The organism is Thalassospira lucentensis (assembly GCF_032921865.1).
GTDB classification, from domain to species: Bacteria; Pseudomonadota; Alphaproteobacteria; order Rhodospirillales; family Thalassospiraceae; genus Thalassospira; species Thalassospira lucentensis_A.
The window spans coordinates 4,483,237-4,499,014 of record NZ_CP136684.1 but is presented as its reverse complement, the minus strand read 5'-3'; the positions used below and the strand labels follow the sequence as shown (position 1 = coordinate 4,499,014).

12 protein-coding genes are annotated in these 15,778 nt (G+C 55.2%); 6 read left to right on the top strand and 6 right to left on the bottom strand.

Going from position 1 to position 15,778, the window contains the following annotated elements:
- Positions 1-75: 75 nt before the first annotated feature.
- From R1T41_RS21655 to adh, 3 genes are all read right to left on the bottom strand, one after another.
- Entirely contained in the window at positions 76-774 is a 699-nt protein-coding gene (locus tag R1T41_RS21655) for a NirD/YgiW/YdeI family stress tolerance protein (protein ID WP_317339205.1), read from the bottom strand.
- Between the two features lie 279 nt (positions 775-1,053).
- A complete protein-coding gene (locus R1T41_RS21650; RefSeq protein WP_097052442.1) occupies positions 1,054-1,467 on the bottom strand; it encodes a DUF779 domain-containing protein in 414 nt (137 codons plus the stop codon).
- A gap of 62 nt (positions 1,468-1,529) precedes the next feature.
- Complete coding sequence (gene adh, locus R1T41_RS21645) at positions 1,530-3,050, bottom strand: aldehyde dehydrogenase (protein WP_317339203.1); 1,521 nt, start codon at positions 3,048-3,050, stop codon at positions 1,530-1,532.
- Positions 3,051-3,435: 385 nt separating this feature from the next.
- On the opposite strand from adh, the gene R1T41_RS21640 reads away from it, so the two are divergent.
- On the top strand, positions 3,436-5,358 hold the full coding sequence (locus tag R1T41_RS21640) for a sigma-54-dependent Fis family transcriptional regulator (protein WP_317339201.1): 1,923 nt from the start codon (positions 3,436-3,438) through the stop codon (positions 5,356-5,358).
- On the opposite strand, the gene R1T41_RS21635 is transcribed toward R1T41_RS21640, so the two are convergent.
- Positions 5,355-5,861, bottom strand: a complete 507-nt coding sequence (locus R1T41_RS21635; RefSeq protein ID WP_082832740.1) for an Lrp/AsnC family transcriptional regulator — start codon at positions 5,859-5,861, stop codon at positions 5,355-5,357. The genes R1T41_RS21640 and R1T41_RS21635 overlap by 4 nt on opposite strands.
- A gap of 169 nt (positions 5,862-6,030) precedes the next feature.
- On the opposite strand from R1T41_RS21635, the gene asnB reads away from it, so the two are divergent.
- From asnB to R1T41_RS21620, 3 genes are all read left to right on the top strand, one after another.
- The gene (asnB, locus tag R1T41_RS21630; protein WP_317339198.1) at positions 6,031-7,971 is read left to right on the top strand and encodes an asparagine synthase (glutamine-hydrolyzing); all 1,941 of its coding nucleotides are present in this window, start codon (positions 6,031-6,033) and stop codon (positions 7,969-7,971) included.
- 256 nt (positions 7,972-8,227) lie between these two features.
- Positions 8,228-9,766: a glycerol-3-phosphate dehydrogenase gene (gene glpD, locus R1T41_RS21625; RefSeq protein ID WP_317339196.1), complete on the top strand. Its 1,539-nt coding sequence runs from the start codon at positions 8,228-8,230 to the stop codon at positions 9,764-9,766.
- A 212-nt stretch (positions 9,767-9,978) separates the two neighbouring features.
- Complete coding sequence (locus R1T41_RS21620; protein WP_317339194.1) at positions 9,979-11,790, top strand: Na/Pi cotransporter family protein; 1,812 nt, start codon at positions 9,979-9,981, stop codon at positions 11,788-11,790.
- Between the two features lie 16 nt (positions 11,791-11,806).
- On the opposite strand, the gene R1T41_RS21615 is transcribed toward R1T41_RS21620, so the two are convergent.
- Both R1T41_RS21615 and R1T41_RS21610 read right to left on the bottom strand, forming a co-directional pair.
- The gene (locus tag R1T41_RS21615; protein ID WP_317339191.1) at positions 11,807-12,259 is read right to left on the bottom strand and encodes a GNAT family acetyltransferase; all 453 of its coding nucleotides are present in this window, start codon (positions 12,257-12,259) and stop codon (positions 11,807-11,809) included.
- Positions 12,260-12,582: 323 nt separating this feature from the next.
- Complete coding sequence (locus tag R1T41_RS21610) at positions 12,583-13,233, bottom strand: hypothetical protein (RefSeq protein WP_317339190.1); 651 nt, start codon at positions 13,231-13,233, stop codon at positions 12,583-12,585.
- Between the two features lie 211 nt (positions 13,234-13,444).
- Between R1T41_RS21610 and R1T41_RS21605 the strand changes: the two genes are divergently transcribed.
- On the top strand, positions 13,445-14,170 hold the full coding sequence (locus R1T41_RS21605) for a response regulator (protein ID WP_062959560.1): 726 nt from the start codon (positions 13,445-13,447) through the stop codon (positions 14,168-14,170).
- Positions 14,167-15,741 carry an ATP-binding protein gene (locus R1T41_RS21600; RefSeq protein ID WP_317339188.1) on the top strand — a complete coding sequence of 525 codons (1,575 nt, stop codon included), beginning with the start codon at positions 14,167-14,169 and terminating at the stop codon, positions 15,739-15,741. The genes R1T41_RS21605 and R1T41_RS21600 overlap by 4 nt, the downstream gene beginning before the upstream one ends.
- The last annotated feature ends 37 nt before the right edge of the window (positions 15,742-15,778 follow it).

Below are 15,778 nucleotides of genomic sequence, written 5' to 3'. Positions count from 1 at the left end.
TGAACAGAAAAGCCGACGCCAGTTTCCCGGCGTCGGCCATTTTTATATCTTCAGGTAACGGTTATCTTTAACGGGTTACTGCATGTAGGTGTCGCTGTCATTCATGACGACAATCGACGATGCAACAAGCTCCCGGTCGGTAAACAGGCCGGCTGCATCCATCTCCCCGGCGACCGAAACCCGATCCCCGGTTTTGATTTTCTGATAGGTCTGTCCATCGGCACTGTTTTCCGGCACATCACTGGTATCGACAGTGATTGATGTATTGCCGGTATTCAGGGCAATTTCATCTTCGCGGATTTCCGTGACCTCGCCGGTGAATGTCACCCATTCGTCGCCTGTTGCAAGGCCGCTATTGTTCACAAAGCCGGTGCGATCCTCGCCATTGGTGTAATAGGCGCCGCGTTCCGGGAGGAAGATCGACGTCGCGACAACCATCTTGTCGGTGAAGAACCCTTCGGAAACTTCACCATTAACGCGGACCTTGTCGCCAGCTTTGATGAAGCCTTGGTCGAACCAGGTGTAATCGGTCATATCGACGGCAATTTCGCCATTGCCGTAGTTCATGGTGAACTGGTTATCGGTAATTTCTTTTACCATCCCCGAAAGATGCACCGATTCCGCTTCGTTAAGGATCGCAGGATTTTTCTGCGTCGACTGCTGCGTCGTTTCGGGAAGTTGCGGATTTTCTTTCTGCTGCTCTGCTGCCATCGCGGGGGCTGTCCCCATGGCAATAGCGGAAAGGGCGGTCAGTGTAATCATTGAGCGTCGCATAATGTGATGCTCCTTTTGTGTTGGAATTCAGTTCCGGGCGCTTTGCGTCCCGGGGTCGCTTTCCAATTGCAGAACACATGCAGTAGGGACGTTGTTCCAGATTTTTTCGCAATAATTTTAATGGCTTCGATAGGGATAAAAAAAGCCCGTCGCCTGTTCGGGGGGGATGGCGACGGGCAAGGGGAAGATGCGTCCGGCATCTTCAGACATTGCGGAGCAGACTCTTTGGGAGGCAGGGATCGCGCAATGTCACGGGTAGATCTGCGTTGGTAATCTTCTTTACGTTCTTGCTTCTGTTTTAGATTGCTCGTTTCCTTGTTTGGCGTGTTTCAGTGCATTCCATTCGTCATCGGTGAAGATGCGTGATCGGGTCAGAAAGCGTTTGCCTTCGGGTCCCTCAAGCGAAAACATCCCGCCGCGTCCATCCACGACGTCAATGATCAGCTGTGTGTGACGCCAATATTCGAATTGCGCGCGTCCGATATAAAACGGGCTGCCTTCAATCTCGCCCAGCAACACGTCCTGATCGCCGGTTTTGAATTCCCCATTCGGAAAGCACATCGGTGCACTGCCGTCGCAGCATCCACCTGACTGATGAAACATCAGCGGTCCGTGAATGTCCTTGAGCTTCCGGATCAGGGCTATGGCCGCATCGGTGGCTGTGACCCTTACCGGAATTTGGTCTGTTGTCATGACAACCTCCTCTGTATCGGGAAGGGCCGGGGATGAACAGGACCCCGGCCAGAACATTCCGATCAGAAGAAGCCCATCGGTTTCGGATCATAGGAAACCAGCAGGTTCTTGGTCTGCTGATAATGGTTCAGCATCATCTTGTGGTTTTCACGTCCGATGCCCGATTGCTTGTAGCCGCCAAAGGCCGCATGTGCCGGATAGAGGTGATAGCAATTGGTCCAGACGCGACCGGCCTTGATATTGCGGCCAAACCGGTAGGCGCGTGTGCCATCACGGGTCCAGACACCGGCACCAAGGCCATAAAGCGTATCGTTGGCGATTTTAAGCGCCTCTGCCTCGTCCTTGAAGGTCGTGGCCGAAACAACCGGGCCAAAGATTTCCTCCTGGAAAATCCGCATCCGGTTATGGCCCTTGAAGATGGTTGGCTGGATATAGAACCCGGTCGAAAGATCACCACCCAGTTCCGCCTTGCCACCGCCGCAAAGGACTTCGGCACCTTCCTGCTTGCCGATATCAAGGTAGGACAGGATTTTTTCCATTTGTTCGGTCGATGCCTGCGCGCCGATCATGGTTTCACTATCAAGCGGGTTGCCCTGCTTGATGTGGGCCACGCGTGAAAGCACGCCATCCATGAACTTGTCATAGATATTTTCCTGAATAAGTGCGCGCGACGGGCAGGTGCAGACCTCGCCCTGGTTGAGCGCGAACATGGTCAGGCCTTCGGCGGCTTTCTGACGGAAATCGTCATCCTGTGCCATCACGTCATCAAAGAAGATGTTCGGCGATTTGCCACCCAGTTCCAGCGTGACCGGAATGATGTTTTCACTGGCATATTGCATGATCAGGCGGCCGGTGGTGGTTTCACCGGTAAAGGCGACCTTGGCGACCCGGTTGCTTTGTGCCAATGGTTTGCCTGCTTCGACCCCGAAGCCCTGCACAACGTTCAGCACGCCAGCCGGAAGAAGATCACCAACCAGTTCCAGCAGCACGCAAATTGATGCCGGGGTCTGTTCGGCCGGTTTCAGGACAACGCAGTTGCCAGCCGCGAGTGCCGGGGCGAGTTTCCAGACTGCCATCAGGATCGGGAAGTTCCATGGGATGATCTGCCCGACAACGCCAAGCGGTTCGTGGAAGTGATAGGCGACGGTGTTGTCGTCAATCTCGCCAAGCGATCCTTCCTGTGCGCGGATCGCACCGGCAAAATACCGGAAATGATCAATCGCCAGCGGAATGTCGGCGGCCAGCGTTTCACGCACCGCCTTGCCATTATCCCATGTCTCGGCAACCGCCAGCATTTCAAGGTTCTGTTCCATGCGGTCGGCGATTTTATTGAGGATATTGGCGCGTTCGGTGACCGATGTTTTGCCCCATGCTTCTGCTGCAGCGTGGGCGGCATCAAGTGCCTTTTCGATATCTTCCGAACTGGATCGTGCGATTTCGCAGAACGGCTTGCCATTCACCGGCGAGACATTTTCGAAATACTGGCCCTTGACCGGGGCGGTCCATTCGCCACCGATATAGTTGTCATAACGGGATTTGAATGCAACGACGCTGCCCGCGTCGCCCGGATTCTTGTAAATCATCTTGGATCCTCCATGATCGGAAGGCGGCTTTGCCACCTGTTTTTGGTTTTGGCCCTGACATTTCCGCAAAGCCCGTGCCAATTAGTAAAATCCCGTGCCAGATGATCGAATGATCCGTTTTTTCGTCTTTTAACAATCGGTTGGAGGAGGGCGGTGATCAGGAGCGATTGTGTCATTCCGTTCCCGACGGTGGCACAGGTGATACAAACTGTCCCATATTCGTGACACTCCCGATTATGCCGCGGATTTGCCGTGAAACCTTTTGGCGTTTCGGGGCTTTGGTGTGTTACGATCCTGCCTGTGATCGGACGCGGACAAATCCGCAAGCCGGGCGATGCCAGAACGCATTCCCGATAAAACACCGGCACAAGGGAGATAACGTCTTATGTCTGGAAACCATCATGGTGGACGGATCGAAGCTGCGTTGCAGTTAAGTGGCGTCGCCCAAAATCGCGCCGTTCTTGAAAGCTGGCAACGTTGCGAACAGCGCTTTGGCCTTGCCCATGACACGCTACGCCGTCCGGAAGTCATGCCCGAAAGCCAAACCCGGCAGCGTCGTGACCGCAGCGGGCGGCTTTATCATCATGCCCATGATCTGGTGCGCACCCTTTATCGCAAGATTGATGCATCGGGCTATGCGGTTTTCCTGACCGATAATGACGGTGTGATCCTTGACAGTGTGGCGGCCCACACGCTGCTGCCGTCGTTTCGCACCAACGGCCTTTTGCCCGGTGCCGTCTGGAGCGAGGAACGCGAGGGGACCAATGGTATTGGCACCTGTATCGTCGAAGGTCGTCCGATCACCATCCACAAGGACGAACATTTTCTGGCGCAACATGCGGTGCTGACCTGTACGGCGGCACCGGTGTTTGACCCTGAAGGGCAGGTTTGTTCGGTCCTTGATGTTTCTGCCGTGCGCGACGACATCAAACGTACGGATTGTTTGCGGGTCCGAAGCCTGATTGCCGATTATGCCGATGCGCTTGAACGCATTCTGTTCTTTGATGAATGTGCGTCTGATCTGGTCCTGCATCTTCATCCCGATGCCCAGCATGTCGGATCGACCCGTGACGCCCTGATTTCGATTGGCCCGGATGGCAACATCCGCGGGGCGACCTCAACCGCGCGCCGTTTGCTGGCAGCGGCGGACAATGCGCGCGATGTGCAATCGATGTTCGGTTTTGATCTTGATGGTCTGATCACGACCCTTGGCGTGGGCGAGGAAACGTCGACTTCGGGATCGGCCAAGGCCCTGCCGGTTAATGGTGGGGGGCTTTTGTTCGGGCGGGTGACCTTGCCCGAAAAGCAGCGCCGCAAATTCATTTCGATGCGGCCCGCACCAGTATCGCGTTCGTCTGCGCGTTTAGCGGCGAACGAAACCGGTGACATCCCCGATCAGGACCCGGCAATCCGTCGTCTTTACAAGGTCGGCAGCAAGCTTCTGACCAACCGTATCAATGTTCTGATGTCGGGCGAAACCGGCAGCGGCAAGGAACATATGGCGCGTGCCATCCATGCGGCGTCTGTTGGTGCGCGCAAACCCTTTGTCGCGATCAATTGCGCGGCCCTTCCCGAAAGCCTGATCGAGAGCGAATTGTTTGGTCATGCCGGTGGTGCCTTTACCGGGGCGGCGCGTGATGGTTTTGGCGGGCGGATCAAACAGGCGGATAGCGGGACGCTGTTTCTGGATGAAATCGGCGATATGCCGTTATCGGCACAGGGACGGCTTTTGCGCGTGCTTGAGCAGCGCACGGTTGAGCCGCTGGGCAGTACCAAGTCCGTGCCGGTCAATTTCCGTCTGATTTGTGCCAGCAATGTCGATCTGACCCGTGCGGTGGCGGATGGCAAATTCCGCGAAGATCTGCTTTACCGGATCAAAGGGGCGCGGCTTTCCCTGCCAGCGCTTCGCGAACGGTCCGATCTGCCCGATCTCATCGCCCGGCTTCTTCGCGGTATTTCTGGCGATATGGCGGGGGATGTTCGTTGTTCGGACGATGTTCTTGAATTGCTGTCACGCCATGACTGGCCGGGCAACATCCGCGAACTAGTTAATGTCTTGCAATATGCCTGCGTCTTTGCCGAGGGTGGTTTGATCCTGAGGTCGCACCTGCCCGATGATTTCCACGAAACCGTTACGCGCGACCCGGCCCCTGCCGGATCGATCCTGAAGCGGGCTGAAGCCGATGCATTGCGTCAGGTGCTTGATGAGCACCGCTGGCATATCAGCAAAACCGCCAAGGCGCTCGGCATCAGTCGCAATACGCTTTATCGCAAGATGGATCGGTTCGATATAAGGCGTGAAGCCTAGCCCTTAAGCACGCCGTCAAGTGGCGAGGGCGCGGTCAGGCTTTCGAGCGGATAGCCCGAAAATGTTTTGGTGCGTTCCATCACCACATGGCCGCGGAAATGTTCGATCCCGATTTTGGCGGCCAGAAGCTTTTCTTTCAGCTGATTGAAATGCGCGATATCGCGGCAGATCATATCCATCGTGTAATCGAACGGACCGGCGATTTTGTAGCATGATATGACTTCGGGGACGTCGGTGATCGCGGCTTCGAACCGTTTGAAATCGTCAACCAGATGATTGCCCAACGTGATTTCTGCCATGATGTGCAGGTTGGCGCCGATTTTATCAAGGTCGATTTCCGCCAGATACTGCGTGATCAGCCCGGCTTCTTCAAGCTTGCGCACCCGTTCCAGACAGGGTGATGGTGACAGGTTGACCTCTTCTGAAAGATCAAGGTTCGAAATCCGGCCGTTGGTTTGCAAAACCTGCAGGATTTTGATGAACAGTCGATCCAGTTTCAGCATGGTCATTCCAGCTTGATGGGCAATGCTGCCTGTTTATCACCGCTTGCCATTGCATGCGACCAAAATCCCCGAAACAAACTGCAAATCCGTGTCGGCAAGCCCATGATTTTGATTGTCGAACGCGTCCGGATCGTTTTTAAGTAGGGGCAAATAATAAAGGGATATTTTCATGTGCGGCATCACCGGTCTGTGGCTCGGTCGCAATAGCGACGGCGATAAATTGCGCGACACCATTACGCGCATGACCGATGCATTGCTTCATCGCGGGCCCGATGGCGGCGATGTCTGGTGCGATAGCGATGCCGGACTGGCACTGGGGCAGCGTCGCCTTGCAATCATTGATCTTTCCGATGCCGGAAAACAGCCGATGCATTCGGCCGATGGCCGTTATGTCATGGTCTATAATGGCGAGGTCTATAACGCCGAAGACCTGCGTGCCAAACTGGCCGGTGAAAATATCGCGTGGCGTGGCCATTCCGACAGTGAAGTGATCCTTGAATGCATGGCGCGCTGGGGCGTGCGCGATACGGTCAAGCGCTTGATTGGCATGTTCGCCATCGCCCTTTGGGATAAAAAGACCGGCAAGCTGACGCTGGTGCGTGACCGTTTGGGGATCAAGCCGCTTTACTGGTCGCGTTTTGACGGCAATATCGCTTTTGCGTCAGAGCTTAAGGGCCTGATTGGCGGAAATGTCATTTCGCGCGAAGTCAATCGGACGGCCCTTGATGCCTATTTGCGGTTTGGCTATGTGCCATCAGGGCATTCGATCTATGCCCATGCCAAAATGTTGCAGCCGGGACACATCCTTGAAATTGCGGATGAAGGACATGCGTCGGAATTTGCATATTGGTCGGTCGAAGATGCGGTTCTAAGCGGTCAGAACCATCATTGGAGTGGCGATGATCAAAGTGCGATTGACGCGCTTGAAGATTTGCTGCGCGATGCCGTTGAACGGCGCATGATTGCCGATGTGCCCCTGGGGGCGTTTCTTTCGGGCGGTATCGACTCCTCGACAATCGTTGCCCTAATGCAATCGATTTCAGACCAGCCGGTCAAAACATATTCCATCGGTTTCGATCATGATGCCTATAACGAGGCGGCTTTTGCCGGTGAAGTCGCCAAGCATCTTGGTACCGACCATACCGAACTTTACGTCACTGCGCAGGATGCGCTTGATCTGGTGCCGCGCCTTTCGGAAATCTATGATGAGCCGTTCTTTGACAGTTCATCCATCCCGACCAGCCTGATTTCGACCCTGACCCGCAAGGAAGTTACGGTTGCCCTTTCGGGGGATGGCGGGGATGAAACCTTTGGTGGTTATAATCGGTATCTGTGGGCGCGCCAGATCAGCAACGTCGCTAAAAATATCCCATTTGGGTCGTCGCTGGTGTCCAAGGGGCTTACGGCGCTGTCGCCCGGACAATGGGATGCGCTGATCGGTCTTTTGCCCGGCAAGCGCGGGACGACGGCATTGGGCGACAAGATTTACAAGGTCGCACCACTTCTGTCGATCCGCGATGATCTGGATCGTTATCAGGTGTTGCTGTCGCTTTGGGACCCCGATGTCCTGATGGCTGATCGACCGGGTAAAGCTCATAAGAAATTCCGCGTTCCGGGCGAAAAGTTCTGCCGTAACCGCAATCTTGATTATGTGTCCTCGATGCAGGTCATGGATACGATGATGTATATGGTGGATGATGTTCTGACCAAGGTCGACCGGGCATCAATGGCAAGCTCGCTTGAAGTTCGTGTGCCTTTGATTGATCATCGCGTCATCGAATTTGGCTGGCGTATGCCGACCCACCTTAAGCTGGATGGGGCGGTCGGCAAGGTCGCCCTTCGCAAAATCCTTTACAAATATGTTCCGCGCGAACTGATCGACCGTCCCAAAACCGGTTTTGGCGTTCCACTGGCCGAATGGTTACGCGGGCCGCTTAAGGAATGGGTGGGGGACCTTCTGGCACGCGATGCGCTATATTCTGATCTTGGCCTGAACCGTGCGGAAATCGACAAGCGCTTTAACGAGCACGTCTCAGGACGGCGCAATTGGTCGCATCAGCTTTGGGCGATTGCCATGCTGTCTGACTGGCAGCGTCGCTGGCTTTCCTGATTCCGTCTTCATATTCCGGCTTCTGAAGCATCCCAACACCCCGTCCTCTGGCGGGGTGTTTTCGTATGTGCCGCAAATAAATCTGTTCATATTTTTCAAAATCGAAATTTTTGCGTAAATTCTCCCGATGTTTAAGAGGAGTAACTGTGGCGTCAGGTATCATGTGACTACAAATTGTCACAATTCAGTGCTTGAAAATTTTCGAAAATGAAATATTTTATGGTTAATATCGAAACTAAAGCGCGGAATTCATGCCATGCAGAACCATTCGGAATATGATCTGATCATCGTCGGCGGCGGAATCAACGGGGCGGGGATCGCCCGTGATGCGGCCGGTCGCGGGCTGAAGGTCCTGCTGTGCGAAATGAGCGATCTCGCAAGTGCCACGTCTTCGGCCAGTACCAAGCTGATCCATGGCGGCCTGCGTTATCTTGAGCATTATGAATTCCGTCTGGTACGCGAGGCGCTGAGCGAACGCGAAGTCCTTTTGGGCAATGCGCCGCATATCATCTGGCCGTTGCGGTTTGTTCTGCCTCATGTTCCCGGCCTGCGCCCGGCATGGATGATCCGCCTTGGCCTGTTTTTGTATGATCATCTTGGTGGCCGTAAAAAACTGCCGGGAAGCGAAGGTATCTCCCTGCGCAAGCACGTTGCGGGGCAGCCGCTCAAGACCGGGATGGAAAAGGCATTTGTCTATTCCGATTGCTGGGTCGATGATGCGCGGCTTGTGGTCCTGAACGCCATGGATGCCCGCGAATGCGGTGCCGAAATCCTGACACGCACCCGATGTGTCGGTGCAACCCAGCAGGATGGCAAATGGCAGGTGATCCTGCATGATCGCGATAGCGGTGCCGAGCGCATTGTTGGTGGCAAGATGCTGATCAATGCCGCCGGGCCGTGGTGTGCTTCGCTGATCGATCCTGAAAACGGTGTGGTTAAGGCCGAAACCAAGGCGAACATCCGTTTGGTCAAGGGGAGCCATATCGTGGTTCCGAAACTGTTCGATCATGATCATTGCTACATTTTCCAGAACCCGGATGGCCGCATCGTTTTCGCCATTCCCTATCAGGATGATTTTACCCTGATCGGTACCACCGATGTCGATTTTACCGGCGACCCGGCCAAGGTTGAAATCAGTGCTGACGAAGTCGATTACCTATGCAAGCTGGCTGGTGATTATTTCGAAACGCCGATTTCACCGATGGATGTTGTCTGGTCCTATTCCGGTGTGCGCCCGCTGTATGCGGGAGACGGCGAAGTTACCAACGCCTCGAAAGTCTCGCGCGATTATACGCTGAAACTTGAATCCGGGCGGGGCAAAGCCCCGGCGCTGCATGTGTTCGGCGGTAAAATCACCACCTATCGCAAACTGGCCGAACATGCCTTGCAACTGATTTCAAAACAGCTTGGCGTGGCCGATCGTCCCTGGACTTCGGGCGAGGTTCTGCCCGGTGGTGATTTGCCCGATAGATCCTTTGAAAAGGCCCTGAAATCCTATGGTATCCGTTATGACTGGTTGCCAGCCGCAACCCTGAAACGATTGGTTCGCGCCTATGGCAGCCGGATCGAAAAGCTGCTTGATGGTTGCAACAGCATCGCTGACCTTGGCGTTTGTTATGGTCATGATTTGTATGAAGCCGAAGTCCGTTACCTGATTGATCAGGAATGGGTGCGTGGCGTCGAAGACCTTGTCTGGCGTCGTTCGAAACTTGGTTTGCGCCTGACAGAAGATCAGATTGCCGTGCTGCGCAAACGTCTGGCATCGGTAAAATCGGATCGGATTGCGGCACAATAATCTGCAGGAATTATCGTTCCGCGATTTCACTGCGTAACTGCGCCAGTAAATCGCGGAATTCCTGTTTGCGCGATGGGATAATGTCGTGCCGATATGCGCATCCTTTCGTGCCAGTTCGGGGCGGGCACATCGGGGTAATCCAGTCTGATCTATACGCGGGATTTCTGTGTGCTATGATGGCATATCAATAGTTTATGGCAGGTTCCGTGCCGATGTCATTCCTTCGCTTATCTGCCTTTTTATCCGTTCTGACAGTTCTGCTGGCCGTTCTTCCGATGCACGGCATTCTTGCGGCAGCCAATGATCCCGCGGTGTCGGAATTGCATCCGGGCTGGATGGCGATTGGTCTTTTGGGCGGGCTTGCCCTTTTCCTGTATGGCATGGATCATCTGGCGACAGCGCTTAAAACGCTGGCTGGGGGGAGATTGCGCGCGATCCTTGCGAAAATGACGCGAAACCGGTTTATGGCGGCCCTTTCCGGTGCGGCGATGACCGGACTTGTCCAGTCTTCCAGTGTTACCACCGTTCTGGTGGTCGGTTTTGTGTCGGCCGGGTTGATGGGGTTCGGGCAATCGATTGCGGTGATCATGGGGGCGAATGTCGGCAGTACGCTGACCGCACAGATTATTGCCTTTCGGATTGATGCAATCGCACCGCTGATGATTGCGGTCGGTTTTGGCGTCATGAGCTTCGTTCCCCATCGTGGCTGGTCGCTTGCCGGGCGGGCGTTGCTGGGAACGGGGCTTTTGTTCTTTGGCATGGGCATGATGAGCGATGCGATGGAACCGCTTCGCACCTATGCGCCCTTCATTGATCTGATGGCGCAAATGACCAATCCGCTGATCGGGATCATGATTGCGGCACTTTTTACCGCACTGGTGCAATCAAGCGCGGCGACGACCGGTATTGTCATTGTGCTGGCCGGGCAGGGACTGGTGCCGCTGGAAGGCGGGATTGCGCTGATTTTCGGGGCCAATATCGGTACCTGTGTCACAGCGCTTCTGGTGACAATCGGCAAGAACCGCGATGCGATGCGTACCGCCCTTGGGCATGTGTTCTTTAACGTGGTCGGGGTGTTGGTCTGGTTGCCGTTTATTCCGCAACTGGCCGATATCGTGCGTGTCATATCGCTGGGTGAAAACGGTGGGCAGGTTGATATTGCGCGTGAAATTGCCAATGCGCACAGCATTTTCAACATTGCCAATGTGGTAATCATGATCGGTTTCGTGCCATGGATTGCACGGTTGATCGAAAAATGCGTGCCAGTGCACGATGTGTTTGAACCCCCGCTTGATCCTGCGCCAAAATTTCTGGTCGACGACATCGCCGATACCCCGTCTGCCGCGCTGATGCTGCTGCGTAACGAGGTCATGCATATGGGCGATATCGTGTGCGATGTTGTAAGGCGTGGGCGTGAAACCATGCAAAACCCGACACTTGAGAAACTTGAAAAGATTGCCGAACTTGATGACGGGGTTGACAGCCTTCAGGATGCGATTGCGCGGTTCGCCGGAAAACTGCGCCATTCGGAATTGCTGCCATCGGATCAGAACCGGCTGTTAAACAAGCTTGCGATCAGCAATCATCTGGAGGCTATCGGCGATATTATCAGCGAGGAAATGACCGAGCTGGTTGGCAGATTGTTAGCCGAACGCAATCTGCCATTATTAGATAGCCGTGAAAAAATGTCCGAATTATTCACTTTTTCTGAAGAATGCCTTAAACAGGCACTGACGGCCTTTGCCAGTGATGATGTCGAAGCCGCCAATCGTGTGTTGGCCCGCAAGGGCGAGTTCATCGAAAAAATGGATGTTACCCTGCGCCGCATCAGCGACGAGATCGGCCCAAGAGATGCCGATATCCGCCGTTACCGCACAGAAGTTGCGCTGGTCGAGCGTATCAACCGCTTATATGAACGTGCACGCCGCATTGCGCGGGCGTCACTGGCAATTACGCGCGATGATCGAGGCGACAACAGTAACAGCCCTGAACGAACGCCGCACGGGCAGCCGGTGGCACCTTAACAGCTGTTTCTTTTTCTCAGCGGTCAGCGGGCGGGATGTCGATATCTTTTTGCATGACGGTGACATCAAGTGCGCGATAGCCAAGATGGCGATAGAAATCCTGCATCGTGCTGTTTTCTGATCGCACCATCAACTGCATCCGCCAGACCCCACGGTTACGCAGCCAGTCCTCGCCGATGGCAACCAGCTTTTTGCCAAGCCCGGTTTTCTGATGGCTCGGCGCGACGGCCAGATAATAAATCCAGCCGCGATGCCCGTCATGGCCGACCATCACGGTGGCGATGATAGTATTGTTGATATCTTCCCATACCATCAGGGTCGAATTGCGATCCGAAAGCGCAAAACGCACATCCCATTCCGGCGGATTATAGGGGCGATAAAGCCCGGTTTCCTGCCAAAGTTTTGTGATCGCGGGAATGTCGGTTTCAAGTGCGGTACGTGGGATGGGCAAAAGGTTGGTGGCGATCATGACGCAGCTTCTTGGTTTCTAAAAACGCAGAATGATCAGGGATCTGAAGCGCGTCAAACCAAAATTGATGCGAAATGGCGGTATCGGAGATGTTTGAGGCATCAAATCAGAGTGTCGATTGATCGGGGCAGTGAAAGCGGGAAAGGAATGGGTATGGCCGGTCGGCAGATCGACAGGTGGCCCAAAAAAGTGGCGCCCCCGGGGGAATGTTGGGGGCGCCAGTGTTGTCCGGGCTATCGGTTGGGTGGGGGACGAACCCGGACAAAGGGAGTTGGGGCGAAGGAATTCTAAGGAACAGTTCGGACCGTTCGGGCCGACCGCGGTTAGCTGATCGGGCGGCCGGTTACGCGGCTGAGTTCCATTTCGCGCACGATATCGCCAGCTTTGTTGGTGACGGTCGCCATATAGGTGCCACGTGGTGTTTCCTTGATTTCGCCCAGTGTCAGTTCGCCGCCGCCAAACCGGATCACCATGGCACTGGCAAGAAGGGTCATCTGTTCGGTGGTGAAGCGACGGTCAAAGCGATCTTCACGGTCGGGTTTGGGCATCATGCGATGCATGTCGCGCATCTCGCCACGATCCGGGCGACCCGATTTGGCATCGAAGGTTACGGTATCGATGACATCGCCATTGGTATTCAGCAGGGTAATTTCGATTTCCTTGCCGTCATCGACCAGTTCGACATCGCCGGTTTTAAGATCGGTGGCGCCACGACGCAGCAGCATTGCATCGACCAGAATACGGGCCTCGTCAATGGTCAGCGGGGTGGTGCGGCGCATGCCGTGTTTGCTGTACATGCCCTTGTGATGGTCGCCGTCATGTTTACCAAATTTCGGACCATCGCCGCGGTCATCGTCACTCATCTGCCAGGGGCGATGATCGCCGCCCGATGCAATGGCAGTTGCAAACGGGGTTGCGACAATGCTGGTCGCGATCAGAAGGGATGCGATTTTAAGTTTGCTGTTACGGGTCAATGGGGGCCTCTTTTCGTTGGGGGACGTTTTGTTTGGCTGAGGCCTTTATGACGCTGATTTGTCGCGAAATGATCCCGGTAAACCGGGGAAATGGTCGCAATGTCTACCAAAACGGGTTTTTGCGACAATCTGATACAAATTGCTGTTTTTGATGGGACATCCGGCGCGATAAGCTGCGATCAGAGATTATCGAAAACACAGGCACAGCTTAATGAGTGATCCGGCCCATATTCTTGTCGTTGATGACCACCGCGATATTCGCGATCTGCTGGGGCGTTATTTGCGCCAGCACGAATATCGCGTGACGCTGGCGTCCGACGGGCGTGAACTGCGCAAGCTGATGGGCGAAAATGTTTTGCCTGATCTGATCGTTCTGGATCTGATGATGCCTGGCGAAGACGGGTTGAGCCTCTGCCGGTGGCTGCGCGAGAATTATGATGTGCCGGTCGTGATGCTGACCGCTCTTGGCGAGGAAACCGACCGTATCATCGGCCTTGAAATGGGGGCTGATGATTATCTGGCAAAGCCGTTCAACCCGCGTGAATTGCTCGCACGGATCAAGGCGGTTCTTCGGCGGGCGCAAAGTTTGCCAAGCGGGCGGCGCGGCCAGAAGGCCGGGGGTGAAATCAGTTTTGATCGCTGGATACTGGATCGTACGCGGCATGAATTGCGTGACGAGAACGATGTTGTGGTGCCGCTTAGTGCCGGTGAGTTTGCCCTGCTATGTGCCTTTGTCGATCACCACAATATGGTGCTTAACCGCGACCAGTTGCTGGACCTGACCAAGGGGCGTGAGGCCATTCCGTTTGACCGCAGCATCGATAATCAGGTCAGCCGCCTGCGCAAAAAGATCGAACCCGATCCCAAAAACCCGACCCTGATCAAAACCGTCTGGGGCGGGGGATATATGTTTACCTGCGATGTGGTGAAGAAATGAAACGGCGCAGTTTCATCTCCCGTTTGTGGCCGCAGACGCTGGTCGGGCAACTGGTTTTGCTGATCCTTGGTGCCGTGGTTCTTACCCATGTTGTTCTGGGACTGCTTTTGGCGGAAGAGCGTCGCGACGCATTGCTGAGCGAACGGCGCGGCGGGGCATTGGCGCGGGTGGCAGCGATTTCGCGCATTCTGGCGGCAACGCCATCGGAGAACTGGCGCGATGTCTTGAAAGTCGGTCAGTCGCCGCAAAGCATCATGCGTCTGGTTGATAATCCCGATAACAGTCTGCCGATGTCAGATATCAGTTATACGCTGAGCGAGCGGCTTAATCAGGCGCTTGACGGGCCGGCGGTGCCGGCGCGTGTTCATATCCTGTCGGAGGATGACTGTCACGCGGTCGAGGAGCGCGAGAAAAAGAACCGCAAAAAACATCATGATGACGACGATGGTGGCAAGGAAAGGGATCGCGGCAAGGATTGGCGCAAGGAAAATGGATATTATCGCCAAGGTCATGTCGGCCCGCGCTTCTTTGATCATCTGGATTGTGTCGCCGCACCGTTAATGCAGATCAGCGTTCCAATTTTCCCGGTGGGGGTGACGGCAGATGGTGGTGCAAACGGTGCAGGGCCGACAGCATCGGCATCCGGCGCGGCGCAACCTGTTGTCTGGCTGGAGGCGCGAATTAACGGAGTGGCTCCGCCGCCGCGCGTAGTGTTGCAAAATATCTTGCGGATTACGATTTCCGCGATCCTGATCGGATTTATCGCGTTCTTCCTGGCGCGCCGCATGACGCGGTCCTGGGCGGTTCTGGCGCAGGCAGCCGACCGGGTAGGACGCGGCGATTATCCCGAACCGGTTCCGGAAAACGGCCCGATTGAAATCCGCCGTGCGGCAAAGGCATTTAACCGTATGACCGCAAGGCTGAAGCGCTTTGTCGAGGATCGTACCCGGATGCTGGCGGCGATTTCGCACGATTTGCGCACCCCGATCACGTCCCTGCGCCTGCGGGCGGAATTTGTCGAGGATGCCGAAAACCGGTCGCGGATCATCGAAACGCTAAACGAAATGGAACAGATGGTCGAAGCGGCAATGACCTTTGCCCGCGAGGAAACGGCCAACGAAGCGACCCGCAAGATTGATATCGCTGCCCTGATAGAGGCGGCGGTCGAGGATCTGGCTGAAACCGGTCGCCCGATCCAATTCCTTGGTGATGGCGAGCCGCGGGTTTATCCGTGTCGTCCGCTTTCGATCAAGCGCGCCCTTGGCAATCTGATTTCAAATGCCCTGACATTTGGCGATCAGGTCGAAGTGTTGCTAAAGCCCGCCGATGATGGTGGCATATGGATTGAAGTCAGTGACGACGGGCCGGGTATCCCGTCCGATCAGCGCGATCAGGTGTTCGAGCCGTTCTTCCGGCTTAAATCCTCGCGCAATCGTGAAACGGGCGGTATCGGGCTTGGACTTGCGATTGCCCGCACCGCCATCCGGGCCCATGGTGGCGAAATTTATCTTGAAGATGCGCCGTCTGGTGGGCTTTTGGCCCGGATTTATCTACCGCCGATTGCCCATTAATTCTTTATCGCAGGTAACTAAGGTTTCGCTGGCTTGC

Bases quoted from the DNA above. Each gene is read 5' to 3' on its own strand.
- R1T41_RS21605 (WP_062959560.1), top strand. From the start codon at position 13,445: ATGAGTGATCCGGCCCATATTCTTGTCGTTGATGACCACCGCGATATT.
- R1T41_RS21640 (WP_317339201.1), top strand. From the start codon at position 3,436: ATGTCTGGAAACCATCATGGTGGACGGATCGAAGCTGCGTTGCAGTTA.
- R1T41_RS21620 (WP_317339194.1), top strand. From the start codon at position 9,979: ATGTCATTCCTTCGCTTATCTGCCTTTTTATCCGTTCTGACAGTTCTG.
- R1T41_RS21650 (WP_097052442.1), bottom strand. From the start codon at position 1,467: ATGACAACAGACCAAATTCCGGTAAGGGTCACAGCCACCGATGCGGCC.
- R1T41_RS21655 (WP_317339205.1), bottom strand. From the start codon at position 774: ATGCGACGCTCAATGATTACACTGACCGCCCTTTCCGCTATTGCCATG.
- asnB (WP_317339198.1), top strand. From the start codon at position 6,031: ATGTGCGGCATCACCGGTCTGTGGCTCGGTCGCAATAGCGACGGCGAT.
- R1T41_RS21615 (WP_317339191.1), bottom strand. From the start codon at position 12,259: ATGATCGCCACCAACCTTTTGCCCATCCCACGTACCGCACTTGAAACC.
- R1T41_RS21635 (WP_082832740.1), bottom strand. From the start codon at position 5,861: ATGCTGAAACTGGATCGACTGTTCATCAAAATCCTGCAGGTTTTGCAA.
- glpD (WP_317339196.1), top strand. From the start codon at position 8,228: ATGCAGAACCATTCGGAATATGATCTGATCATCGTCGGCGGCGGAATC.
- R1T41_RS21600 (WP_317339188.1), top strand. From the start codon at position 14,167: ATGAAACGGCGCAGTTTCATCTCCCGTTTGTGGCCGCAGACGCTGGTC.
- adh (WP_317339203.1), bottom strand. From the start codon at position 3,050: ATGATTTACAAGAATCCGGGCGACGCGGGCAGCGTCGTTGCATTCAAA.